This is a genomic window from Microbulbifer sp. ABM4_008 (genome assembly GCF_056311705.1).
The window spans coordinates 4,972,317-4,996,684 of the sequence record NZ_CM149970.1; the positions used below are offsets into that span (position 1 = coordinate 4,972,317).

Here is a 24,368-nt window from a genome sequence, read left to right on the forward strand (position 1 = left end):
ATCCCGCGAGGCCCTGCGGGGTTTGAATTTCGCGGGACTACTGGGGGATAGACCCATTTCTCACTCAATGGAACAGTTTCGTCCGCGCCTGTTAGAGGCGGCGGCACAGATGTCGGTGGTACTCAGTGACCGGCAGCAGGATCAGCTACTGGAATACCTGGCGCTTTTCGCCCGCTGGAACAGTGCCTACAACCTGTCCGCCATACGCGACCCGGAGCAGATGCTGGAGCGCCATATTATCGACAGCCTCAGTGTGGTAAATCTCTGTGGCGAAGGTTCTTTAATCGATGTGGGTAGCGGTGGCGGCCTGCCAGGGATTCCCCTGGCAATTGTGCATCCGGAGCGCGCCATCACCCTGCTCGACAGCAATGGCAAGAAGACCCGCTTCCTGTTCCAAGTCGCCAGCACCCTGCCCCTGCCCAATATCACGGTAGTCAATGAGCGGGTAGAAGCCTTTGTGCCAGAACAGCCTTTTGCCGGTGTGGTGTCCCGCGCCTTTGCCTCCATCGAAGATATGGTCAATGGCAGTGAGCACATGTTGGCACCCTGGGGTCGTTTTTATGCCATGAAGGGCAAGCTGCCTGAGGATGAGTTGAGCGCTCTGCCAAAAGGCATTAAGGTCGAGCAGGTGCACCGGTTGTCGGTGCCCGGCTGCGACGGTGAGCGACATATGATTCAGCTCTGTCGCACAGAGTAAGATGATAGTTTGGCGGGTTTGTCGCCCGCCCAATCCTGCTCCCCTATCGTGGGGCACAACAGCCGCCGCCCGAAGCCGAGCCGGCGTCGGGGCAAACGCACCCGGAAACAACAAAGGACAAGAATCTTGAGCAAGATATTTGCTGTGGCCAACCAGAAAGGCGGGGTTGGCAAGACCACTACCTGCGTCAACCTGGCCGCATCTTTGGTTGCCAACAAGCGGCGCGTATTGCTGATCGATCTGGACCCCCAGGGCAATGCCACCATGGGCAGCGGTGTGGATAAAAGTGACCTTGAGGTGTCCGGTTACGATGTGCTGGCCGCTGAATTACCCGTTGAGCAGGCCATTGTATCCACAGAGAGCGGTTTTGATTTGATCCCGGGCAACGGTGACCTGTCTGCGGCAGAGGTGGAGTTGCTGAATCTGGAGGGCCGCGAATCCCGCCTGCGCCGCGCCCTGGCTGCGGTGAGTAATCGTTACGACTACGTGATTATCGACTGTCCGCCATCGTTGAATATGCTGACCGTAAACGCCCTCTGTGCAGCTCACGGCGTATTGATTCCCATGCAGTGTGAATACTATGCCCTGGAGGGGTTGTCAGCACTGGTGGACACCATCACCCAGATCCAGCAGGCCGCCAATCCGGACCTGAAAATCGAGGGTATCTTGCGCACCATGTACGATCCGCGCAACAGCCTCACCAGCGAAGTGTCGGCGCAGTTGCAGGAGTTTTTCGGCGATCGCCTGTATCGAACCTGTATCCCGCGCAATGTCCGTTTGGCAGAGGCTCCCAGCTTCGGCAAGCCGGCGCTGGATTACGACCGCCATTCGAAAGGGGCTATTGCCTATCTGGCACTGGCTTGCGAAATCAATCGCCGCCATCCCGCCAATCAATCTTCCAATAAGAAAAGCCGCCCTGTGGCGGAAGCCGTATAAGGGGTAATTACTATGGCCGCCAAACGCAAAGGACTGGGCCGGGGTTTATCCCACCTGATCAGCAATAAAAGCAGCACCGCGATCGCCGAGGCTACCGGTGAAGCTGAAACCGAAACCGCCGTGGTCGACGGTGAGCTGAAGGAGTTGCCGATAGAGTTTTTGCAGCGCGGCCGCTACCAGCCACGCCGGGATTTTCCACAGGAATCCTTGCAGGAGCTGGCGGACTCGATACGCGCCCAGGGCATTATGCAGCCGATCGTCGTGCGCGGTATCGGTGAGCAGAGCTATGAAATCATCGCCGGTGAACGGCGCTGGCGCGCGGCCCAATTGGCGGGACTGGAGAAAGTGCCGGCACTGGTGCGCAGCGTTTCCGATGAAGCTGCCATCGCTATGGCGCTGATTGAAAATATCCAGCGTGAAGACCTGAATCCGGTAGAGGAAGCTGTAGCCCTCAAGCGTTTACAGGATGAGTTCAAGCTGACCCAGCAGGAAGTGGCCGATGCGGTGGGCAAATCCCGTACCGCAGTAACCAACCTTTTGCGACTGTTGAGTCTGAGTGAAGAGGTACGGACTTTCCTGGAGCGTGGCGATCTGGAGTTGGGGCACGCCAAAGCCCTACTCGGTCTATCCGGTGCCACCCAGCGCTCTGCTGCGCGCCAAGTGGTCGAGCGCAGCCTTACCGTGCGCCAGACAGAGGCGCTGGTGCGCCGTTTACAACAGCCGGCTGCCCCCGCACCGGAAAAACCGAAGCTCGACCCCAATATCCGTCGCCTGACTGAGCGCCTGGCAGAAAAAGTCGGAGTGCCCGTATCTATCGATCACAACGATAAAGGCAATGGCCGCCTGGTACTCAAATACACCACTCTGGAAGAGCTGGATGGAATCCTGGCCCACCTGGGTTACGCCGAGGACTGAGGCCACAGGGAAATGCGCGTCCTAGTGGCGCGCGCAATAACTGTTGGCAAATACTCACTGCGGCGAGTAATTCCGTGCAAAACCTCCTGAAAATCAAATAAGTTGACGACATTTGCCGGTTGAATCGGCGATGCTGTTGCCGCATAATTCGCACGCCCAAATTTTGGGCGGACAGCGCAAAAAAAGTCGGCTTATCCCGTCTATGACAAAACCCCCGGTATTACGAATAGCCGCGGTACAGCTTCTGCTGATATCGGTGGCCAGTGCGGCACTGCACTTGAGCGGTAAACCGGTGACTGCGCTCTCCGTATTTATCGGCGGTGCCCTGTGTGCACTGCCCGGAGCATATTTTGGCAGGCGCGCCTTTCGCGATAGCGGTGCGCGCGCGGCCCATCGCGTGGTAGGCAATTTCTACCGCGCGGAAACCGGCAAATTTATATTGACCATGGCAGGTTTTGCAGCGGTGTTTGCCACCGTCAAGCCACTGAATGCCGCGGCGCTTTTTATCAGCTACGTCCTCTGTGTAATCGTGCAGTGGATCTTGGTAGCGCGCATGGTCCGCTAGCCGGTGGATAAGAAAAAAGAATTCTTACTTTTACGATTGTTGAGGAACTATGGCAGGCGAAGCTCAAACCGCGACGGGGTATATCCAACACCACCTGCAAAACATGACTTATGGCAAGCTGCCGGCCGGGTATACCCGCGCCGACGGTACTGTGCTGAATGAGTCTACTTGGACTATGGCGCATTCCTCCCAGGAAGCTGCGGATATGGGCTTTTGGGCCCTGCACGTAGATACCCTGGGCTGGTCTATCGGCCTCGGTCTGATTTTTTGCTTCCTGTTTGCCCGCGCAGCCAAGAAGGCCAGTGTGGACAAGCCCACAGGCTTCCAGAGCTTTGTGGAGCTGGTTACCGACTTTATCGACAAGCTGGTTAAGGAAACCTTCCCCCACCGCAACACTATGGTTGCCCCGATGGCTCTGACCATCTTTGTGTGGGTGTTCCTGATGAACCTGATGGACCTGGTACCGGTGGACTGGCTGCCGATGGCTGCCGCCAAGATCTCCGGCAACGATCACCTCTTCTTTAAAGTGGTCCCAACCACCGACCCGAACGCCACTCTGGGTATGGCCCTGGCGGTGTTTGCGCTGATGATTTTCTTCAGTATTCGCGAAAAAGGTGCCATCGGCTTCCTTAAAGAGCTGACTCTGCACCCTTTCCATACCGGCAAGTTGTTCTTTGACATCCTGCTGATCCCGGTGAACTTCCTGCTGGAAGCAGTATCCCTGATCGCCAAGCCGATCTCCCTGGGCCTGCGTCTGTTCGGAAACCTCTACGCCGGTGAAATGATCTTTATCCTGATCGCAATTGTCTTTGGCGTTGGCGTTCTCGGCTTTATTGGTGCGGGCCTCCTGCACATGGGCTGGGCGATCTTCCACGTACTGGTAATCGTGCTGCAGGCGTTCGTATTTATGGTATTGAGCACCGTGTACATGGCGATGGCACACCATCGCGACGATGAGCACGAGCACGATCAATAAGTTTTTAACCCTTTTTTCGACCTTTACAACAACTCTTTAACTTTGATTTGGAGAACACAATGGAAGCATTAGGTCTGGTTTACATCGCAAGTGCACTGCTGATCGGTCTGGGCGCCCTGGGCACCGCAATCGGTTTCGGTACTCTGGGTGGCAAGCTGCTGGAAGGTTCCGCTCGTCAGCCTGAACAGGCTCCGGCTCTGCAGGGCAAGATGTTCCTGATGGCTGGTCTGCTTGACGCGGTTCCGATGATCGGTGTTGGTATCGCTATGTACCTGATCTTCGCCGTAGCTCCTGGTCTGGTTTAATTACGCCGTTCCAATTGCCCTTAACCCTATTTAAAGAGCAAGAGGTGTCGGAGTGAATATCAACCTGACTCTAATCGGCCAGTCGATTACTTTCCTGTTTTTCGTCTGGTTTTGCTGGAAGTTTGTTTGGCCGCCGCTTTTGGGCGTGATGAAAGAGCGTGAGCAGAAGATCGCAGATGGTCTCGCTGACGCTGAACACGCACAGAAAGATCTGGAACTGGCCAAGCGCAAAGCTGCCGAGCAGTTGAAGGAAGCCAAAGATCAGGCTAACGAGATTATTGATGGTGCCAACAAGCGCGCCAACCAGATTCTCGATGAAGCCAAGCAAGCGGCTCAGTCTGAAGGCGATCGCCTGAAAACTGCGGCCAAAGCTGAGATCGACCAGGAAGTGAATCGCGCTAAAGAGCAACTGCGCAGCCGTGTGGCAGACCTGTCTGTCCTGGGTGCGGAGAAGATTCTCGCGGTCAATATCGACGCTAAGGCGCACGACGACCTGATCGATAAACTGGCAGCCGAGCTGTAAGCGAGGAACCCAATGGCGGAACTCAGCACACTGGCCCGGCCCTACGCTAAAGCTGCATTCTCTTATGCGCAGGAAGCCTCCCACTTAGGTGGTTGGAGCACTGCGCTGAGCACTGCGGCAGCGGTCAGCCAGAACGAAAAAGTGCGTGAGCTGCTGGATAATCCCCAGCTCACCAGTGAAGAGCGCGCAGATAAATTCCTGTCGATCTGTTCAGACGAACTCGGCGAGCACGGAAGGAACTTCATCCGGTTGCTGGCGGAAAACAACCGCCTGCAGCTGCTGCCGGAAATTTCCGAACTGTTCGAAGAGCTGAAAGCGCAAGCGGAAGCCACCCTTGAGGTGGAAGTTGTTTCCGCGCACGCCTTGAGCGATGCACAGGCGCAAGCACTGGGCCAAAAGCTCAGCGCGAAGTTTGAACGCGAAATACATCTGCACAGCTCGGTGGACGAGAGCCTGCTGGGCGGCGCGATCATCCGCGCCGGTGATACAGTCATCGACGGTACCGTACGCGGCCGTCTGGCCAAGCTCGCCGAGGCGATGAACTCCTAAATTACTCTCCCCGTTGGCGTTAGCCGGCGGGGACTTGAGGAACAGAGCATGCAGCAACTGAATCCCTCTGAGATCAGTGAAATCATCAAGAGCCGCATCGAAAATCTCGATGTGAGCACTGAAGCCCAAAATGAGGGCACCATTGTTTCCGTATCCGACGGCATCATCCGCATCCACGGCCTGGCCGATGTGATGTACGGCGAGATGATCGAGTTCGAAGGCGGCGTTTACGGTATGGCGCTGAACCTGGAGCGCGACTCCGTTGGTGCTGTAATCCTGGGCGACTACAAGGCGCTGGCTGAAGGCCAGAAGTGCCGTTGCACCGGCCGTATCCTGGAAACCCCGGTTGGTCCGGAACTGCTCGGCCGCGTTGTAGACGCGCTGGGTAACCCGATTGACGGCAAGGGCCCGCTGAACAACAAGCTGACCGACGCGGTAGAAAAAGTAGCGCCTGGCGTTATTGCTCGTCAGTCCGTTGACCAGCCTGTACAAACCGGTTTGAAAGCGGTTGATACCATGATCCCGATTGGCCGTGGCCAGCGCGAGCTGATCATCGGTGACCGTCAGATCGGTAAGACTGCTGTGGCGATCGACGCCATCATCAACCAGAAAGGCACCGGCGTTAAGTGTGTCTACGTTGCCGTGGGCCAGAAGCAGTCCTCTATTGCCAACGTAGTGCGCAAGCTCGAAGAGCACGGCGCTATGGATCACACCATCGTAGTAGCCGCTGGCGCCGCCGATCCGGCAGCGATGCAGTTCCTGGCTCCCTACGTCGGCTGTACCATGGGTGAGTACTTCCGCGACCGCGGTGAAGACGCCCTGATCGTATACGATGACCTGACCAAGCAGGCTTGGGCCTACCGTCAGATCTCCCTGTTGCTGAAGCGTCCGCCTGGACGTGAAGCCTACCCCGGTGACGTTTTCTACTTGCACTCCCGTCTGCTGGAGCGCGCCGCGCGTGTTAACGCCGACTACGTAGAGAAGTTCACCAATGGTGAAGTGAAAGGCAAGACCGGCTCTCTGACCGCCCTGCCGATCATCGAAACCCAGGCCGGTGACGTATCCGCGTTCGTACCGACCAATGTGATTTCCATTACCGACGGCCAGATCTTCCTCGAGACGGATCTGTTCAACTCCGGTATCCGCCCAGCGATCAACCCGGGTATCTCTGTATCCCGTGTAGGTGGTGCGGCGCAGACCAAGGTGATCAAGAAGCTGTCCGGTGGTATCCGTACCGCTCTGGCTCAGTACCGCGAACTGGCGGCATTCTCCCAGTTTGCCTCTGACCTGGACGAAGCTACCAAAGCCCAGCTGGATCACGGTGAGCGCGTAACCGAGCTGATGAAGCAGAAACAGTACTCTCCGCTGTCTATTGCGGACATGGCTGTTTCCGTTTATGCCGCCGACAAGGGTTACCTGAAAGAAGTAGAAGTTGCCAAGGTTCTCGATTTCGAAGCCGCCCTGCTCGCTTATATGAACAGCGAACACGCAGAGCTGATGGAGAAAGTGAACAGCACTGGTAACTACAACGACGAAATCGACGCAGCTTTCAAAGCCGCTATCGAGAAGTTCGTCGCTACTAGCAGCTGGTAAGAACTCCCTGGAGAGCGCGAGAGAGCGGCGTGTCCGCTCTTTCGGAATCTAACTTCCAGCGAACAAGGTAAATCACTATGGCAGGCGGAAAAGAAGTACGCACAAAAATTGCCAGCATCAAGAGCACGCAGAAAATTACTGCCGCAATGGAAATGGTTGCAGCCAGTAAGATGCGCAGAGCTCAGGATCGCATGGCACTGGGGCGTCCCTACGCCCAGCGCATACGCGCAGTGATCGGCCACGTCGCCAACGCTTCGGCCGAGTACCAGCATATTTACCTGCAAGAGCGCGAGGCCAAGCGGGTCGGTTTTATCCTGGTATCCACTGACCGCGGACTCTGTGGTGGCTTGAACGTCAATATGTTCAAAGCCGCTATTCGCGAGATGCAGGCGTGGTCCGAGAAGGGTGTCGACGTCGAAGTCTGTGCGGTAGGTAACAAGGCGGCCAGTTTCTTTAATGCCATCGGCAGCAAGGTTGTCGCAGCGGTACGCGATCTGGGCGATGCGCCCCAGGCCAACCAGCTGATTGGCTCAGTTAAGGTAATGCTGGACCGTTACGCAGAAGGCGATATCGATCGCCTGTTCCTGGTATCCAATGAGTTTATCAACACCATGTCCCAGAAGCCGCAGGTTGAGCAATTGCTGCCGCTGCCGAAGGACGAAGATGAAAAACTCATGCACGAGTGGGACTACCTCTACGAGCCGGATCCGGTTGAATTGCTGGATGGATTGCTGGCTCGCTACATCGAGTCCCAGGTATACCAGGCAGTAGTTGAAAACAAAGCCTGTGAACAGGCAGCGCGTATGATCGCGATGAAGAGCGCCACCGATAACGCCGGTGAGCTGATCGATCAGTTGCAGCTTGTCTACAACAAGGCGCGCCAGGCGGCCATTACCCAGGAACTGTCCGAAATTGTCGGCGGTGCGGCGGCGGTTTAATCCGCTGCCAGTAATGGTCAGCCTAGAAAGAATTTAAAGCTGAGGATCCGGAAATGAGTAACGGGCAAATTGTGCAAGTGATCGGAGCGGTCATCGACGTGGAATTCCCACGCGATTCTGTTCCGAATGTATACGACGCACTGGTGGTTGAGGACAAGAACCTCACCATGGAAGTGCAGCAGCAGTTGGGTGACGGCGTGGTACGCGCTATTGCCATGGGTTCATCCGAAGGTGTCAGCCGCGGTCTGTCCGTGCGCAATACCGGCGCTCCGGTTTCTGTACCGGTTGGCCTGGAAACCCTCGGTCGCATCATGGACGTGCTCGGCAACCCGATTGACGAGTGTGGCCCTATCGGTGAGAAAGAGCGCTCCTCTATCCACCGCGCTGCACCGACCTACGAAGAGCAGTCCAGCTCTACCGAGCTGCTGGAAACCGGCATCAAGGTAATCGACCTGGTTTGCCCGTTCGCCAAGGGTGGTAAGGTTGGTCTGTTCGGTGGTGCCGGTGTAGGTAAAACCGTAAACATGATGGAACTGATCAACAACATCGCTACCGAGCACTCCGGTCTGTCCGTGTTCGCAGGTGTTGGTGAGCGTACCCGTGAAGGTAACGACTTCTACTACGAGATGGCTGAATCCGGCGTTGTTGACCTGGAAAACAAAGCCAACTCCAAAGTGGCGATGGTTTACGGCCAGATGAATGAGCCGCCCGGCAACCGTCTGCGTGTAGCCCTGACCGGTCTGACCATGGCGGAGAAATTCCGTGATGAAGGCAAAGACGTACTGTTGTTCGTCGACAACATCTACCGCTACACCCTGGCCGGTACCGAAGTATCCGCACTGCTGGGCCGTATGCCTTCTGCGGTAGGTTACCAGCCGACCCTGGCGGAAGAGATGGGCGTTCTGCAGGAGCGTATTACCTCCACCAAGACTGGCTCTATCACCTCTATCCAGGCGGTATACGTACCGGCGGATGACTTGACTGACCCATCTCCGGCGACCACCTTCGCGCACTTGGACTCCACTGTAGTACTGAGCCGTGATATCGCCGCTAAAGGTATCTACCCGGCTGTTGATCCGCTGGACTCCACCTCTCGTCAGCTGGACCCACAGGTGATTGGTCAGGAGCACTACGAAGTGGCTCGCGGCGTACAGTCTGTACTGCAGCGCTACAAAGAGCTGAAGGACATCATCGCGATCCTGGGTATGGACGAGCTGTCTGAAGAAGACAAGCAGACCGTAGCCCGCGCCCGTAAGATCGAGCGCTTCCTGTCCCAGCCGTTCCACGTTGCGGAAATCTTCACCGGTGCACCAGGTAAATACGTTTCCCTGAAAGAAACCATCCGTGGCTTCCAGGGCATCCTGAACGGTGAATATGACCACATGCCGGAACAGGCCTTCTACATGGTGGGAACCATCGACGAAGCTGTGGAAAAAGCCAACAAAGCCAAGGGCTAATCGAGAGAGGCATATACTATGGCCATGACAGTACATTGTGACATTGTCAGCGCCGAGCAGTCTCTCTTCTCCGGGCTGGTAGAGATGGTGATTGTGAGCGGTATCGAAGGTGAGCTGGGGCTCTCCTACGGTCACGCCCAGTTGCTCACCGCTCTGAAAGCCGGTCCGGTGCGCATCATCAAGCCCGGTGGTGAAGAGGAAGTACTGTTCGTCAGCGGTGGCTACGCCGAGGTACAACCTAATATGGTGACTATCCTCGCTGATGTAGCCGAACGTGAGATCGATGAAGACGCCGCGCAGAAGGCCCGCGAAGAAGCGGAACACGCCCTGCACAAGGCACCGTCTGAAGTCGACTACGCGCGCATCTCAGCCCAGCTGGCCGAAGCCGAAGCGCGCCTGCGTACCCTGCAGGCAATTCGTAAGGCGGCCGGTAAGTAAACAGTTCTTGCCTTCGTAAGGCCTGTTTCCAGGCGACAAAAAAGCAGCTTCGGCTGCTTTTTTTATACCATTTCTAAAGCCGCCCTTACCCATATAGTTGAAAACGTCTTACGAGCATATCAGTACAGCCCACCCCATCCCGTGTAAGAGGTAATTACATTGAAAACCCCATCTAGAAACTATTTATTACTACTTATCCTGCTGTGTTTACTGACCGGATGTGGAGGTGGGGCATCTTCAGGGAGCGATGATGCTCCAACAACTGAGGAGGAAATCGATAATGAATTTCCCACCGCAAATATAACCTTTCCTTCGAGTAACGGGCTATGGAGCGACAAAGAGCAGCTCACTGTACGCGGTAGCGCAAGTGACAATATTAAGGTTGTAAGTGTCCGGGTTAATGGGATTGAGGCGTCGTCGGACAACGATTTCGAAACATGGCAGGCTAAAATTACCCTTGAGGAGGGTAGCACGACCGCAATAAATGTTGAGGTTACTGATGTAAATGGAAATACGTCTGCAAATGCAGCCTCAATCGGCGTTAACAGCTATGACGATTTCTATAGTTATAGACTCTACACTCCGTTGGCATTCGATTCCGACAGAAACTTGGCCTACACCTTTAATCCCACCAGAGAGTTAAATCTTGAGACGATGCAGGAACGTCATGTAGATTCTGAACTATCCGACGTGGAAGGAGCTAAATTTGATCAGGGTTCTGGTAATTTTTATTTAATCAAAAATGATGAATTACTCTCAGTAGATCGTGAATTTAATACCATAGAGGTAATTTCCGCAACAGAGGATCAATCCCTTTCTTTTGGACGTCGACCCCATATTTCGATAGATTATGGGACGAGAGATATCTATGTTCAAAGCTACTACAAAAATTATCTGATTAAGGTCGATCCCGCTACTGGAGAACGAGAAAAAATATCCTCAATTACCTATGAAGATGGAAGTTCCGTAGGGAATTTTATTGGAGGAATTGAAATTGTTGATGGGCGCTTTTTTCTAGTAAGTGATGACGGATTACTCGAGTTAAATCCAGACACATGGCTTGCAACAGAAATATCGGGAAGTAACATCGGCTCAGGAGATGATTTTATACGCTTAGCGGGGCTGAGTATCGATTTAATTAATAATTTAGCTTATACCACTGATATTCATAGTAAGGTGTTTGAGATCAACTTGGTAAGTGGTGATCGAAAATCAATATCGTCAGGATTAGAATCCGATAATGAAAATTTGATTTTTTCCACTGCACTAAGTGGAATTATCGACGTGGGTGAGTCGCTAATTGTGAACTCGTCTTTTTTAACTGGGCATACATTATTAATCAATAAAAGAGATGGTAGTCGAGCACTAATATCAAAGAAAACAAGAGGAAAAGGTCCCCTACTCTCGACCACTTCCGAATTAGTATATGATGAATTCCGCAAACAAACAGTTATACTTAATGATATCTATACAGATTCTAGAGACTATAACTCTGAGTTTGATAAAGTCCATCAAATAATAGCAATAGATCCAGTAAGTGGAGATCGAGAAATTATATCCGGGCCCAATAACGGAGGGGGTATAGTGCAAGGGTACTTGCGCTATATGGCGATTGATAACCGTGATGGACATATCTATGTTAAAGAGCTTGAATCGGATACGATAATTAGAATTGACCCTATAACGGGAAATAGAACTATTGTGTCTGGTGATTGTACGGGCACAGGAGATGATTTTAACGGCTTAAGTGGACTCTCTGTAGATACCATGAAAGATAGGATACTAGCTATCTCTAGTAGTTCGTTAATCTCAGTAAATTTACAGTCTGGAGACCGAAATACAATTACTTCATTCCCAGATATTGGATCTTTATCATTAGCTACTTATACCACAATAAATAACGAATCTTCAAAAGTCTACATTGTCGACCTTTTTAAAGGCATCGTAGAGTTTGATTTAGAGACAGAAGTAGCGAGAATTGTATCCAGCGATGAAGTGGGTAGTGGACCAGAGCTAAACGAACCTACCCATATTGCGGTCGATAGAAAAAATAATCGACTTTTTGTAGAGGATTATAATGATAGAGCTAATGAAGATGATCCAATTAACGTTGAGCTGTTGGTTGTAGACATAGAAACGGGTAATAGGATCCAGCTCTTGAGTTTATTTGAGCAGGAGTATGAACAGATGGCCCTTACGCCTGCAGTGGATCAGGCTAATGATCTTCTCTATATATCGATGCCCAATCGTGGTGTAGCTATTTTTGATGTCGAAACAAAACAATATTTGATGATATCACAGTAATATCTCAATTAGGTATCGGCCTTGAAAGCCGATACCTAATTGTATGAATTGGCAACTTCACTGCCATGAATCTATTTTAGACAATTGAATAAGTTACTACTTAATAATGGCGGTTGCTACAATAATCACTAGAGATGACTTATTTCTTTGTTTAAGAAGTTTTATACGATGAAGTGTTTAGTGGCTGGCGTATTGATCTCCTTTTTTATTACTCTAATTTTCTTGCCTGAAAACTCTTACGCCATTGGTATTATAAAATCCAGTAGTAAAGCCACATTAGCTGAAGATTTAAAACATCCGAGACACGTTTTCTTACATGGAAATATTGTTACTCCCTCGTTAATATATAATGACATTAAAGTTCCAGAGCATTTAACAGAATTTGGGTTCTTTCACTCTGGGTGGACCATAGATGAAATCAGTGAGGTGTCGCAATTTACAACTTTTGTTGACGTCTATTACAATGAAATAGATATTATGAAGGCTGCAAGGAGCCATGGACTAAAGGTATGGATACAAATAGCTCCGATATTTTTTGATGGTTATCCGACCTATAGGAAGCGAGCTGATTATTTGGAGCGGTGGGAGCTAGCAAAGAAACGATTAGAACCATTTAGTGATATAATTATAGCGTTTGACCCATTAGATGAACCCTTCCATCGATCAAAATTAACTAATCAAACGCTAAAGCTATATCTTGAAGAGATTGCTCAATTAGTAAAAGAAAGCTTTCCTAAAGCAAAAAGAGCAATTACATTTATGAATGAAACAGTTAGGAAGTCAAGCTTCAAAAAAATCATCCCAAAAAAATATAATTTGTTTGCTGTAAATTACTATGTAGGAGAGAGTTTTCAACGACAACTGGTAGAAAAGCTAATGGCCAAAACATCACATTTAGATGTTGAATATTACTTAATACCAAGGGCATTTAAAACATCGAATAGAGCTTTCGGTAGCATTTCAGAATCACAATTAATTAATCAGGCAAAGCAAGCCTACAATTTTGCGATAGCAAACCCCAAGGTTATCGCTATTTATCCTTTTGTTTGGGAAAGTATGTTTGGCGATGGTGAAGAGTACTACCTTGGGGTTGATAACTTAAATCGAGTGCAAGATGAATATCGAAAAATAGGTCATGCGATATCAAATTCCAGATAAACTATTTTTTATCACCCATTATATAAGTGCTGTATATAGATCTGTCATCACCAAGAACCTGAAGAGCAAATAGCTTTTCTTCAAGTGTCTTTACAGACTTCATTCTAAACTTCATTAAATCAGTTGACTCTAAATCAATAACAATAAAATCTGCCTCCTTTCCTTTTTCAAAATTTCCAACTCTTTCATCGATATCCAGTGCTTGTGCAGATCCTAAGGTCGCAAGATAGAAAGCTTTAAGTGGAGAGAGTGTCTTTATACCACTGGCATCTTCAATCGACTTCTGTAGCTGAACTACCTTATAGGCCTCATCCATAGTCTCTAACATCGAGAAACTGGTGCCGGCTCCCACATCAGTTCCCAGGCCGAGGCTAACATTGATTTCTTCAGCTCTATTAAGCGGGAATAATCCGCTCCCCAGAAAAAGATTAGACGTTGGGCAAAAAGCAATAGCGCTGCCGACTGAAGCCATACTTTCCATCTCTTGGTCATCCAGGTATATACCATGAGCAAACACTGAGTGGTCGCGATTTAATCCATATATGTTATAAACATCAAGATAACTATTTGCTTCTGGAAACAATGATTTTACCCAATTAATTTCATCCTTATTTTCGGAAACATGGGTATGCATATACACATCGGGATATTCATCTAGTAACTTAGCTGCCTGCTTAAGCTGTTCTGGAGTACTTGTTGGGGCAAATCTTGGAGTAATGGCATAGCTCAATCGATCCTTATTATGCCAACGTTCGATCAGCTTCTTGCTATCGGAATAGGCACTTTCAGGTGTATCTTGCAGGTATTCTGGCGCATTGCGATCCATCAGCACCTTACCTGCAATTAGTCGCATGTTCTCCCGTTGAGCAACTTCAAAGAGAGCATCTACAGACTCTGGATGAACGGTACCAAAGACAAGTGCTGATGTTGTGCCATTCTTTAGTAACTGACTAATAAAGAACTCTGCAACTTCCTTCGCGTGTTCTTTGTCGGAAAATTTACTTTCAGTTGGAAAGGTGTATTCTTTAAGCCACTCTAATAATTGCTCGCCATGAGCCGCAATCATCCCCGTCTGTGGATAGTGAATATGAGAATCAATAAAACCGGGAAGTATTAACTTGCCGCGATAATCTACAATCTCTGCTTCTTTTTGTTTTTCCGAAATTTGTTGTTCAGAAATTATCCCTGCAATTATTCCATCTTTGACAATTAATCCGCCATCCTCAATATATTCATAAGCTTTATTGGTCTTCGCCGGGTCGGCTGTAAAATGAAGTATGTCACCTTGAAATATAGTTGTCTCTGCATAAACAAAGTTGCTAGAAGCTGAGAGTAATAAAAATAATTTAACTATGTTGGACTTTATACTGCTGCTTAGGGATAAAGTTTCGACCACCATTTCACTCCGTTAAAACAATAAGCAAACCTATATATTTAGCATTTGAAAGATAATGTGACAAATTTATTTCGGTACTCTCTAGAAGAACTGGAATACAAAACAACAAATTAACTTATATATTGAGTAATAACCTGCTTGAAAATACAAAAATTTGATTTGTATATTTTGTATTTGGAAAAAACTTAAGTAATTACATCTAAACTTGTACTTAAATCCAGATTGAAGGCTCTCAATCCATGTTTAAACATCCAGATCACGTAACAGTAGTTGTTACGAAATTAGAGGAAAGTGTCAGTTTTTTTGAATTGCTGGGTTTTGAGCTTCTACTCAAAAATTATCTAACTGGCGAGAAAGCGTCACGGTATCTCCAGGTGGATAATGTAGAAGCAGATCACTTTACGATGGTACTAAAGCAGTCATCTCCGAAATTTGAGATACAGCTACTTCACTACCGAAATCCAGTGGTTAAAACTAATCCATCACTAATTGACTTGGCAAGGCCCGGTTATAACCATCTGTGTTTAAAGGTAGATAATTTGAATGAAGCTTTAGAGTATTTATCGAAGCAAGGAATTAGTACAAGAAGCGGAATATTGGAGTATCAAGATAAAAAATTAGCTTTTCTCTTGGGGCCTGAGAATATAACTGTTGAATTAGCCGAGTGAATTATCCAAGTAAATAGATAGTACTTTTACTTAATAACTTGACATGTAAATCTCTCGAAGAAATGATACTTGCCTAGCTAAAATTTATGTCTCCACATAATTTCGAGATATTGACATGGCAAATGAAATCATCTTTTATACGAATCCTCAGTCGAGAGGCTGTATTGTTCGATGGATGTTAGAGGAGATATCAGTACCCTATCAAACCAAAGTACTTGAATATGGCGAAGACATGAAATCGCAAGAGTATCTTGCTTTGAATCCCATGGGGAAAGTTCCAACACTAGTGCACGACAACAAAATAATAACTGAAGCAGCAGCAATATGTGTCTACTTGGCAGATGTATTTTCCGATTCAGGTTTGTCTCCGATAAATAACGAAGAGCGTGCCAATTATTACCGATGGATGTTTTATTCGGCTGGACCTCTGGAGTCCGCCATTGTGAATAAATATATCTTTGATGAAGATGTGGCTAAAGATAAACAGAAAATGTTGGGTTACGGTAATTATAAATTGGCACTAGATACGCTTTCTAGTGCAATTAAATCAAACCCGTATATTGTTGGAGAACGTTTTACAGCAGCAGATGTATATATTGGTGCACAGCTGGGGTGGGGGTTACAGTTTGGAACTATAGATAAGCGTGAAGAGTATCAGGAGTATGTAACTCGTTTATCTCAGCGTAAAGCATTTCAACGAGCTCATGAACTTGATGCAGCTTTGGAAAAAGACATGAATATAAGTCCCGCTTAAATTTAAGTATAGTTTGAACTAAAAGGTCAGAAATTATACTTCTGACCTTTCTAATTTATCCCAAATACTAGTTTTCAACTAAAAATTCCGCTTTTTATTTGCCGAACAGCTCTGTTGAATCGAAAACGATCATTTCTGTCTATAGAAGTATTTTCATCCATCATATGCTCATAATCACTTTCAACTACTTTGAGATAATCTAGTGCTTCATCTTTATCCCCCTTCATTGCAATAAGATATGAGCGAGACAAGCACATTCTTAATTTGTGAGCATCTGTTAGATGTTCTTTAGGATGATTATCGTGGAGCTTCAAGCATTCCTCTAGGCTAGCTTCGGTGAATGGGTCGTATTCAGCTACTTCCTTAGGAATTGGTTTTTTACACTTATAGATTGAACTTGAGAATACTTGCCCATACCAGTCGAAATAATCTTCAAGATATCCCATGGTTACTTTAATCCATGGTAAACGATCAAAGAAAAAATCTTGATTAATGAAAAATGATTCGCCCTCAATAAGCTTTGGCATAAACTCTGCTGAAACATGTTTATTTAGGTCCTGAGTTTTACATACATCAATAAAACAAATTTCAATTGGATTATCAGGCCAGGAAAACTCATTAAAATCACCGATATTTAGTTCAATCAATGATTGAAATGGAGAAATACTATTTTCTAGTATTGGAACAAAAGATTCACCAAACTTATAGGTTAGTGAGTCACACTCCCAAACACGATCCGAACCATTTGCAGGTTTAGGTAGAAAACCCAATTCATAACTACTAATAGGTTTACTATCCAATATATTTGAGTTTCTGTTGTTTGAAAAATCTGAGTTACTCATCAACCCATGTGCGAGAGAAACCACAGATGCTCCCATAAAGCTTCCGGCATCAACAATATACCCTTTTTGCTGAAAGTTTTTTGACGCCAATGAATAGAGTAATTTACGTTCCGCAATCGAAACCATCCCTGGTGTCTCAAATACGCTCTGGGGGACTTCAGTTTTAGAGAATGAAATTTCTGGGTGTACATAACAACCCCTTGCAATTTCCGCATCATCAATTTCGTACATTATTTTGCTCCGGAAATAATTGATTACTTAGCGTAAGCTACACAAAAAACAACATTTGTCTTCATTTCATCCAGTGTAATATCAGGAATTTCTTCTCTTACCCTGGTCTCTATTTCCGGAGTTAAACGCTCTAAAACATTACTATGGGAAGGCTGTAGTTCCCAGGTTTCGATATTAAAATACTTACGTGTTAATGCGCGTAATTCATCGATTCGAATGCGATTTAGATGTGTGTGTAAATAGTGGTCATGTGGCAAATGGCGGACAATATTAATATGGTTCCAATCACAAAACTTAAGATGATCTGGATTCCCTTCATCCAAAACTGATGGATTATGAGGAGGCATATGGTGCCCACTCCAGCCATAAAAGTTGTGATGCAGAAATATAATTTTCCCTCCTTTGGTTAACAGCCCCGCAATATCCTCGAATACACCCTCAATTTCCAATAGGTGCTCAGTGACATTGTGAAGGCAAACCGTATCAAAGGTCTTTATACCGACGAGATCGCGGGTAGAGCACTGGCGTAGATCAATATCCGGGATCAAATCCATGATGTCCTGGCCGGACATTGGAGCGTTAACCCACTTTCTTATCCTTTTATTGCGAACCCTCCTGGAGTCTAAAGACATTGCTGGGTCTACACCGGTATAACTGTTTGCTCCAGCACAGAGGTAGCCCATGGCATAGCCGCCAAAACCACAACCGACATCTAAAACATTGCACCCTTGTACATATTTATGTAATTTTCTTGGCCATGAGCAGTAGCCGAGTTCAACGGCACTAGTGATGAGATCCGAATCAAAATTCTTCAGTGCGTGGCGTATATTAGTGCAGTTGTGGAAAAATGCGATTTTAGCCTGTAATTCATGATTGTCCCAATCTTCTAAAGGTTCTATTTTCTTCAGTTGTTTTGCTGCCTTTGAGCGGGAAAGTTTTGAAAATGCAGGGTGAGAACGGGAAGTGTCTAAAATTTCAATCGCTTCCCTGGCGTTATTTTCGATTCGTATCAGTTTGACTTGGTCAAAGACTTTCAGAGCTCGTTTATGTTCTGGGTTGCACTTGATTGCTATTTTAATATCTTTTTCAGCTTGATCTATGTCTCCTTTAGCTATATTTAGCATAGCGGAGATTATTCTCATGCCTACATGGTGTGGATGTCTTGAGATGAAGGTCAGCGCATACTTATCACAATTTAGAATCGAACCATTTTTTGATTCGGCATAGCACAGAAAATAAGTAGCCGGATGAAAAGGGTTGAGATCGGCAATTGGACGCAATAACTCTCTCGCCAGGTCTATTTCTCCAGCTAATGCAGCTTGCTTCCCTTGTTCAAAGTTATCCAGCTGATTGATTTCTAAAGTAGACATTTAATTTTCCAAGTAATGGTAACCAGGTTTTTTGGCGTGGATATTGACTTGCATGCTGCAAATAGGTGCAGTTGCGCTCGATTTAAATCAAATATAATAAGATTGCTTATTATTGAGTACATGCTCGCAGCTAGCACTGATTTTCTTAAGCTATGAAAATATTCATAAATGTGAAAGTTGGAGCTGTCAAATAATAAATTTATTTTCTCTGAGAAAACTATTCAAGGTGCAATCTATAAAAGTTGGCGCGGATGCTAACTCGTATAATCGGTAAAGCTGGAAAGCCTGTGTTATAAATTGGATTTTGTAAGATTCACGTTATCCAATTAAGCAGCAGACGATAACACCTCAATCCTGAATAAATTGATCTGCCAACGGCCTGGTTGGCAAAACTTGTGGAGGTGGCTCTTTGAAACTGATAATAGTCGGTGGCGATGGCTTTTGTGGATGGCCAACCTCATTACATCTGAGTAATTTAGGTCATGAAATTATTATTATTGACAATTTTTCTAGAAGAAAAATTGATAGTGAGCTCAATGTAGAATCATTGACACCGATTCGAGAACTGAAAGAGCGTATTGATACCTGGTTTGAATTAACGGGAAAGGCTATTCGCTTTGTCGAGTTGGATGTTTCCCAGAAATTTAACGATCTTGTAAATCTCCTAGAGGAGGAAAAGCCAGATAGTATAGTTCATTTTGGTGAGCAGCGCGCTGCGCCCTATTCGATGAAAAGCAGCGCTACTAAAAATTATACGATCGCTAATAATATTTGTGGTACTCATAATATTCTCAATGCGATTGTAGAGACGCAGCTTGATATTCACTTGGTTCACCTCGGTACAATGGGAGTGTATGGTTACGGCCATGAGGAGCCCATACCAATACCTGAAGGTTACTTGGATGTAAAAATAGAGACAGTTGATAATCGTCAAATTTCAGACTCCATCGTTTACCCGCCTAATCCCGGCTCCATTTACCATATGACCAAGACGATGGATTCGCAGATGTTCCAGTATTATGCGAAAAATGACAGGCTTCGTATTACCGATCTTCACCAGGGGATTGTTTGGGGAACGCAGACTGAACTCTCTAGTCTGGATGAGCGTCTGATAAATCGTTTTGATTATGACGGGGACTACGGCACAGTCCTAAATAGATTTCTAATGCAAGCGACTGTCGGTTTCCCACTGACTGTTCATGGCACAGGTGGTCAAACTCGTGCATTTATCCATATCTCTGATACTTGCAAATGTATTGAGCGGGCACTTTTACATCCACCGGAACTCGGTGAACGGCCACTGATTCTCAATCAGATGGCGGAAACGCAAACACTTTCCGATCTTGCACAATTAGTTCAATCACTGACAGACTGTGAAATAAGTTATCTGCCAAACCCTAGGAAGGAGGCAGAGAGAAATGATCTCAATGTAAAAAATGATTTACTTCGTTCATTTGGATGGCAGCCGATTCTTATTAAAGATAGCCTTCTGCAAGAAATTACAGATATAACAATGCAATATCAAGATCGGGCTGATCATACAAAAATACCTTGCGTTTCCTATTGGACACAAGGTAATAAACTAGCCGATATTTCCTATCGGGAAAAAACTAGTGAAGTTACAGAAACCATTTCTTAGTGGGTAGCTTTAGCTATGTCTACGCGAATCCTTATTACTGGTGGATGTGGATTTATAGGTTCAAATTTAGTCAAATATCTCAATGCTTTGAGTTTATATGACGAAATTTTAGTTTTAGATAATGAGGTCACTGGCACTACTGCAGCATTAGCCGGAATACCTCATCAATTTATCAGAGGAGATGTTAGAAATCAGCGGGATGTAGATGAGGCAGTAAAGCATGCTGATGCTGTTATACACTTAGCTGCAGATACACGTGTTATTAATTCAATAAATAATCCAGTCTATAACTTTGAAGTAAATGTACAAGGGACAGTCAATCTTCTGGAAGCGATGCGAAGGTATGAGGTTAAACATCTCATTAATGCTTCTACAGGTGGGGCGATCATTGGAGAAGCTGATCCACCAGTACACGAATTAATGCCAGTGAATCCCGCATCGGCTTATGGTGCGTCTAAGGCTGCAGCAGAGGCCTACTGTTCTGCATATTCTCAAAGTTATGGATTATCAATAACTTCTTTACGATTCTCTAATGTTTATGGTCCGCTTTCCTTTCACAAAGGAAGTGTGATAACAGCCTTTATTAAAAATATTCTGAAAGGACAGGTCTGTGATGTCTACGGAGATGGCTATCAGACTAGAGACTTTATTTTTGTAGGCGATCTCTGCCAGGGAATAATTAGGGCTCTGGAAAAGAGAGAAAATGGGGTATTTCAGCTGGGTAGCGGCCAGCCGACGTCAATTAACGAAGTAATTAGTTTACTAAGGGATGTCTCGGGCTGCCATGAAGATCTTGAAATAGCTAACCACCCTTTCAGGGCAGGTGAAGTGCGCCATAACTATACGGATATTACTAAAGCAAAACAGTACTTGGGCTTTAGGCCGGAGGTATCATTAAGGGACGGTATTCAAATTACATGGGATTACTTTGTCAATAAGGAGGATGTTCTGAAGCCTAGCCTCTCGCAGAGGGCCCTACAGAATGCAGATTGACAAATTTTCAGTAGAATCATTCCCTGATTTAAATGCTTATGCAGGTTTTGAGTCGGACCAGAAGCTCAGAGTTTGTATAGCCACAGAAGAAATCCTAGGTCCGGTGAGAAATGGAGGGATTGCTTCAACCTACTATCACCTAGCGAAAGGACTGGCAGCACATGGGCATGAAGTACATGTGCTCTACTTAAAAGGTGAAACAGTTGAGAATGAAACACCTGAGTATTGGGTTGAGGAATATTCCAATTTTGGTGTTTCACTGCACTATTTGGTGCACACGGATGAAACAATAATTGGCCCCTCACAGGGTTGGCAGCGACGATATAGTGCGGCATACCGCTGGTTAATTGAACAGAGACGTTTTGATGTTATCCACACTTCCGAATGGCGAGGTGGATTAATTTATGCGTTGATGGTTAAGAAGTTGGGATTGGCGTTTAAAGATACATTATTTATTGTAAAGACATCGTCCCCGCACCTCTGGAATCGCCATTATCAAATGCAGCCATTGGTAAAAAGGGAGCTGTTACCAGCGAGTTTTGCTGAGCAGAAATGTGTTGAATTTGCCGATATGGTAATTGGTGGTAGCGCACATCTACTTTGCTTTATGCGCTATGTCGGCTATAAGCTGCCAACATCAACTTATGTTCAGCCAAATATTCTCGATTTTTCTGAAGTTCCCGTTGATGATAAACGCATTAATCGACAGCCTGGTGATGTAGTTCGCACTAACGAATTGACCTTCTTTGGTCGTTTGGAAATGCGGAAGGGATTGGAGCTCTTTTGTACCGCTCTGGATTTACTTGAGCGGACGGGGACTTGTCCTACCAGAGTTAATTTCCTAGGTAAATATGGTGAAGCCTTACCTAATCAAAACAATGAGAAGGTTGCGGACTATATTGAGCGAAAAGCATCTACTTGGAGTTTTGAAGTCAATTGCATCACAGATTATAACCAGCCGGAAGCTCTCTCGTTTTTATGTTCCAGGGATATGATAGCGGTAATGCCCTCCCTGATTGAAAACTCCACCATGGCAGTATATGAAACACTAGAGAATAATATTCCTTTTATTGCAACGCGAGTAGGGGGAACTCCAGAGCTTATCGCAAAAGAAGACCATGAAAGTTGTCTTATCGCACCCTACGCATTTGAGCTTGCGAAAAGGCTAGCAGAGGTACTGAAGAATGGGCATAAGATTGCGCATTCCAGTTTTGATAACAATTATAACCTTCAAGTTTGGTATGGTTTTCATGCCTACTTAGCAGATCTTTTTAAGCAGTATAGTGGCGCTGAAGCGATCACCAAGATTACAGGCTCTCCCACCTTAACAGCTTCTAATGAGATGGAGCTACCGACCCTAGAAGTGGTTGTTCTATTGCGGGATACTGAGAGTGTTATGGAGTTTTCTGAGGCACTTTTAGTTGATAGACCCGACTCCATCAAATTTTTATTAATTGATCCCTATCTTGAAAATATTGCTGAGAGAGCTTCTAACTTTCTATTGGAAGCCGGTCTCGATTGTAGTTTGGTGGATTTTATTGGATTTCCAGCAGGGATTGCACTGGCAAAAAGTCTTTCTGAAAGTACTCTAGATGCTTGCATTCTCTGTGATGGTACATCCTCTCGATTAGGTGGAAAATTTTGTGGTGAGTTACGCAAAACTCTTCAAATAAATCATGAATTCATAATCACTAGCTTTTTATCTCTACCTGAAAACAAGGTGGTAATGCCGATAGGTGGAGATATCGTCTCTGAGATCAGCTTTGGAAATGCAATAGGCACAAATATTATTTGTATCCCAAAACTGGTATCAAGCAAGGTGGGGTCAATACTCCCTTATGATATTCGCTACGGTTTGGTACAAGAATATATTTTAAGGGCGAACAAAGAATTTGGGTTTGAATTGATGGTTATTCCTGAGTGCCATCTTCGTAGTGATTACTATTTAGAGGAATTGGAAGAATCTCGAAATAACGCTAACTCTGTCTACCTTCGCTCAATGTCGTTGATTGAAAATGATAATATTGCCTATCGTAAACTAGCCCTTCTTCCTTCAGCTCAGCCTATTGGAGCTAAATTAAGACCAGCACTTTATCGGGATAAGAATCGTTTGGATGAGGAACCTGTGTGGCTTTTACATGCCGACCGGCCTCGTAAAATGAAAAATCGTAATCCGAGGGTAGTTGTTGGTTTGGACGAGAGAAATTCCCATTTGCTCTGTGTAGCCAAAGGTCCGGGAAATAGGCAATTAATTGTTAATGGCGAGCCCCAATCAATTTCTTTGGAGCTACAAGATAATGAACTTACTTTACATAGATTCCCAATTCCAGATAAATGGGAAGAAGGTGAAAAATTTAATATTAAGTTTCTGTTAGAAGATCAAGAAATTACTTACACCCGTTTTATACGGGTTATAAAACTATCTAAAAATGTATTTGCAGCTATCTCTGGAAGTCCAATACTTAATGAGGTAGCTGTTGAGGAGATATTTAACCAAAAATATACCTGGAGTTTCTTCTCTAAAACAGAAAATAACACACCTGAAAACATTCAAGGGATAGATACCGAAGATACCACTTTATATGGGCAAGATCACGCAGAGGTAGGAGAGTTTGTAGACAAGGATTATACAGTAGAAGGTAAGGATGAGCCTGAACATGATATTTCAAAAATTATCCATGAGCAGGGAAAAATCAATGAAACTGAATTTAAACCCAAGTTTAGTTTTCAGGCTGTGATTCAAAAATCAGGTACTACCTTGCAACGTATATTTAAGGGATATACTGGCTCACCTATTAAGGGGTCAATTCCACCACGAGAGCTTTTTGCACTCGATCCACGGGTTCTTGAGGGATGGGCATGGGATAGAAGCAATATAGCTAAAAATTTAGTGATTGTCTTAGAGGTAAACGGAAACATTGTAGCTGAAGCCACGGCGAATCGTTATGTGGAACGTTTCGGTACTCGAAACCCGAAACTAGCTTGGTATGGATTCCGGTTCTCATTAACACCTGAAATAAAGCAGGAAAACTCAGAGATTACCGTACGTGTTAAGGAAAATGGACTTGTCTTACGAAATGGTCGATTGCGTTATCTTAAACAAATGCTAGTTGCGATCTAA

At 46.2% G+C, this 24,368-nt stretch carries 22 protein-coding genes; 19 read left to right on the plus strand and 3 right to left on the minus strand.

Annotated elements, in window-relative coordinates; translation table 11 throughout:
• Nucleotides 1-67: 67 nt before the first annotated feature.
• From rsmG to ACYX4J_RS21690, 14 genes are all read left to right on the plus strand, one after another.
• The gene (gene rsmG, locus ACYX4J_RS21625) at nucleotides 68-697 is read left to right on the plus strand and encodes a 16S rRNA (guanine(527)-N(7))-methyltransferase RsmG (RefSeq protein WP_444915122.1); all 630 of its coding nucleotides are present in this window, start codon (nucleotides 68-70) and stop codon (nucleotides 695-697) included.
• Between the two features lie 126 nt (nucleotides 698-823).
• Complete coding sequence (locus tag ACYX4J_RS21630; protein WP_020413891.1) at nucleotides 824-1,633, plus strand: ParA family protein; 810 nt, start codon at nucleotides 824-826, stop codon at nucleotides 1,631-1,633.
• 12 nt (nucleotides 1,634-1,645) lie between these two features.
• On the plus strand, nucleotides 1,646-2,548 hold the full coding sequence (locus ACYX4J_RS21635; RefSeq protein WP_476177534.1) for a ParB/RepB/Spo0J family partition protein: 903 nt from the start codon (nucleotides 1,646-1,648) through the stop codon (nucleotides 2,546-2,548).
• 202 nt (nucleotides 2,549-2,750) lie between these two features.
• Nucleotides 2,751-3,113 carry an ATP synthase subunit I gene (locus tag ACYX4J_RS21640; protein ID WP_282930569.1) on the plus strand — a complete coding sequence of 121 codons (363 nt, stop codon included), beginning with the start codon at nucleotides 2,751-2,753 and terminating at the stop codon, nucleotides 3,111-3,113.
• Between the two features lie 49 nt (nucleotides 3,114-3,162).
• Entirely contained in the window at nucleotides 3,163-4,089 is a 927-nt protein-coding gene (gene atpB / locus ACYX4J_RS21645) for a F0F1 ATP synthase subunit A (protein ID WP_282930570.1), read from the plus strand.
• A 59-nt stretch (nucleotides 4,090-4,148) separates the two neighbouring features.
• A complete protein-coding gene (gene atpE, locus ACYX4J_RS21650; RefSeq protein WP_020413895.1) occupies nucleotides 4,149-4,394 on the plus strand; it encodes a F0F1 ATP synthase subunit C in 246 nt (81 codons plus the stop codon).
• A 52-nt stretch (nucleotides 4,395-4,446) separates the two neighbouring features.
• Nucleotides 4,447-4,917, plus strand: a complete 471-nt coding sequence (locus ACYX4J_RS21655) for a F0F1 ATP synthase subunit B (protein WP_282930571.1) — start codon at nucleotides 4,447-4,449, stop codon at nucleotides 4,915-4,917.
• A 12-nt stretch (nucleotides 4,918-4,929) separates the two neighbouring features.
• Nucleotides 4,930-5,466 (plus strand): F0F1 ATP synthase subunit delta, encoded by a 537-nt coding sequence (locus ACYX4J_RS21660; protein WP_108735091.1) that lies wholly within the window; start codon nucleotides 4,930-4,932, stop codon nucleotides 5,464-5,466.
• Between the two features lie 48 nt (nucleotides 5,467-5,514).
• Complete coding sequence (gene atpA, locus ACYX4J_RS21665; protein ID WP_108735090.1) at nucleotides 5,515-7,059, plus strand: F0F1 ATP synthase subunit alpha; 1,545 nt, start codon at nucleotides 5,515-5,517, stop codon at nucleotides 7,057-7,059.
• Between the two features lie 77 nt (nucleotides 7,060-7,136).
• Nucleotides 7,137-7,997, plus strand: coding sequence for a F0F1 ATP synthase subunit gamma (gene atpG / locus ACYX4J_RS21670; RefSeq protein WP_282930573.1), 861 nt, complete (start codon nucleotides 7,137-7,139; stop codon nucleotides 7,995-7,997).
• 53 nt (nucleotides 7,998-8,050) lie between these two features.
• The gene (atpD, locus tag ACYX4J_RS21675) at nucleotides 8,051-9,454 is read left to right on the plus strand and encodes a F0F1 ATP synthase subunit beta (RefSeq protein WP_282930574.1); all 1,404 of its coding nucleotides are present in this window, start codon (nucleotides 8,051-8,053) and stop codon (nucleotides 9,452-9,454) included.
• Nucleotides 9,455-9,472: 18 nt separating this feature from the next.
• Nucleotides 9,473-9,892, plus strand: a complete 420-nt coding sequence (locus tag ACYX4J_RS21680; RefSeq protein ID WP_108735087.1) for a F0F1 ATP synthase subunit epsilon — start codon at nucleotides 9,473-9,475, stop codon at nucleotides 9,890-9,892.
• Nucleotides 9,893-10,051: 159 nt separating this feature from the next.
• Nucleotides 10,052-12,196 carry an NHL repeat-containing protein gene (locus ACYX4J_RS21685; RefSeq protein WP_476177535.1) on the plus strand — a complete coding sequence of 715 codons (2,145 nt, stop codon included), beginning with the start codon at nucleotides 10,052-10,054 and terminating at the stop codon, nucleotides 12,194-12,196.
• A gap of 180 nt (nucleotides 12,197-12,376) precedes the next feature.
• Nucleotides 12,377-13,354 carry a hypothetical protein gene (locus ACYX4J_RS21690; protein WP_475709082.1) on the plus strand — a complete coding sequence of 326 codons (978 nt, stop codon included), beginning with the start codon at nucleotides 12,377-12,379 and terminating at the stop codon, nucleotides 13,352-13,354.
• A 1-nt stretch (nucleotide 13,355) separates the two neighbouring features.
• On the opposite strand, the gene guaD is transcribed toward ACYX4J_RS21690, so the two are convergent.
• Entirely contained in the window at nucleotides 13,356-14,753 is a 1,398-nt protein-coding gene (gene guaD / locus ACYX4J_RS21695; protein WP_476177536.1) for a guanine deaminase, read from the minus strand.
• 236 nt (nucleotides 14,754-14,989) lie between these two features.
• Here guaD and ACYX4J_RS21700 point away from each other — a divergent pair, with 236 nt between their 5' ends.
• Nucleotides 14,990-15,418 carry a VOC family protein gene (locus ACYX4J_RS21700; protein ID WP_444895617.1) on the plus strand — a complete coding sequence of 143 codons (429 nt, stop codon included), beginning with the start codon at nucleotides 14,990-14,992 and terminating at the stop codon, nucleotides 15,416-15,418.
• Between the two features lie 115 nt (nucleotides 15,419-15,533).
• Nucleotides 15,534-16,172, plus strand: a complete 639-nt coding sequence (locus ACYX4J_RS21705; protein ID WP_476177537.1) for a glutathione S-transferase family protein — start codon at nucleotides 15,534-15,536, stop codon at nucleotides 16,170-16,172.
• 74 nt (nucleotides 16,173-16,246) lie between these two features.
• Here ACYX4J_RS21705 and ACYX4J_RS21710 read toward each other — a convergent pair whose 3' ends face one another.
• Nucleotides 16,247-17,245, minus strand: a complete 999-nt coding sequence (locus ACYX4J_RS21710) for a hypothetical protein (protein ID WP_413663867.1) — start codon at nucleotides 17,243-17,245, stop codon at nucleotides 16,247-16,249.
• 23 nt (nucleotides 17,246-17,268) lie between these two features.
• The gene (locus tag ACYX4J_RS21715; protein ID WP_413663866.1) at nucleotides 17,269-18,615 is read right to left on the minus strand and encodes a methyltransferase; all 1,347 of its coding nucleotides are present in this window, start codon (nucleotides 18,613-18,615) and stop codon (nucleotides 17,269-17,271) included.
• A 409-nt stretch (nucleotides 18,616-19,024) separates the two neighbouring features.
• On the opposite strand from ACYX4J_RS21715, the gene ACYX4J_RS21720 reads away from it, so the two are divergent.
• The 3 genes from ACYX4J_RS21720 to ACYX4J_RS21730 are packed head-to-tail and all read left to right on the plus strand — an operon-like array spanning nucleotide 19,025 to nucleotide 24,368.
• On the plus strand, nucleotides 19,025-20,254 hold the full coding sequence (locus tag ACYX4J_RS21720; protein ID WP_444906811.1) for an NAD-dependent epimerase/dehydratase family protein: 1,230 nt from the start codon (nucleotides 19,025-19,027) through the stop codon (nucleotides 20,252-20,254).
• A 15-nt stretch (nucleotides 20,255-20,269) separates the two neighbouring features.
• A complete protein-coding gene (locus ACYX4J_RS21725; RefSeq protein ID WP_444906812.1) occupies nucleotides 20,270-21,247 on the plus strand; it encodes an NAD-dependent epimerase/dehydratase family protein in 978 nt (325 codons plus the stop codon).
• The gene (locus ACYX4J_RS21730; protein WP_476177538.1) at nucleotides 21,237-24,368 is read left to right on the plus strand and encodes a glycosyltransferase family 4 protein; all 3,132 of its coding nucleotides are present in this window, start codon (nucleotides 21,237-21,239) and stop codon (nucleotides 24,366-24,368) included. The genes ACYX4J_RS21725 and ACYX4J_RS21730 overlap by 11 nt, the downstream gene beginning before the upstream one ends.

Coding starts and splice junctions, on each gene's coding strand:
- rsmG (WP_444915122.1), top strand. CDS start 68: ATGGAACAGTTTCGTCCGCGCCTGTTAGAGGCGGCGGCACAGATGTCG.
- ACYX4J_RS21635 (WP_476177534.1), top strand. CDS start 1,646: ATGGCCGCCAAACGCAAAGGACTGGGCCGGGGTTTATCCCACCTGATC.
- ACYX4J_RS21640 (WP_282930569.1), top strand. CDS start 2,751: ATGACAAAACCCCCGGTATTACGAATAGCCGCGGTACAGCTTCTGCTG.
- atpB (WP_282930570.1), top strand. CDS start 3,163: ATGGCAGGCGAAGCTCAAACCGCGACGGGGTATATCCAACACCACCTG.
- atpE (WP_020413895.1), top strand. CDS start 4,149: ATGGAAGCATTAGGTCTGGTTTACATCGCAAGTGCACTGCTGATCGGT.
- ACYX4J_RS21660 (WP_108735091.1), top strand. CDS start 4,930: ATGGCGGAACTCAGCACACTGGCCCGGCCCTACGCTAAAGCTGCATTC.
- atpA (WP_108735090.1), top strand. CDS start 5,515: ATGCAGCAACTGAATCCCTCTGAGATCAGTGAAATCATCAAGAGCCGC.
- atpG (WP_282930573.1), top strand. CDS start 7,137: ATGGCAGGCGGAAAAGAAGTACGCACAAAAATTGCCAGCATCAAGAGC.
- atpD (WP_282930574.1), top strand. CDS start 8,051: ATGAGTAACGGGCAAATTGTGCAAGTGATCGGAGCGGTCATCGACGTG.
- ACYX4J_RS21680 (WP_108735087.1), top strand. CDS start 9,473: ATGGCCATGACAGTACATTGTGACATTGTCAGCGCCGAGCAGTCTCTC.
- guaD (WP_476177536.1), bottom strand. CDS start 14,753: ATGGTGGTCGAAACTTTATCCCTAAGCAGCAGTATAAAGTCCAACATA.
- ACYX4J_RS21700 (WP_444895617.1), top strand. CDS start 14,990: ATGTTTAAACATCCAGATCACGTAACAGTAGTTGTTACGAAATTAGAG.
- ACYX4J_RS21705 (WP_476177537.1), top strand. CDS start 15,534: ATGGCAAATGAAATCATCTTTTATACGAATCCTCAGTCGAGAGGCTGT.
- ACYX4J_RS21710 (WP_413663867.1), bottom strand. CDS start 17,245: ATGTACGAAATTGATGATGCGGAAATTGCAAGGGGTTGTTATGTACAC.
- ACYX4J_RS21715 (WP_413663866.1), bottom strand. CDS start 18,615: ATGTCTACTTTAGAAATCAATCAGCTGGATAACTTTGAACAAGGGAAG.
- ACYX4J_RS21725 (WP_444906812.1), top strand. CDS start 20,270: ATGTCTACGCGAATCCTTATTACTGGTGGATGTGGATTTATAGGTTCA.
- ACYX4J_RS21730 (WP_476177538.1), top strand. CDS start 21,237: ATGCAGATTGACAAATTTTCAGTAGAATCATTCCCTGATTTAAATGCT.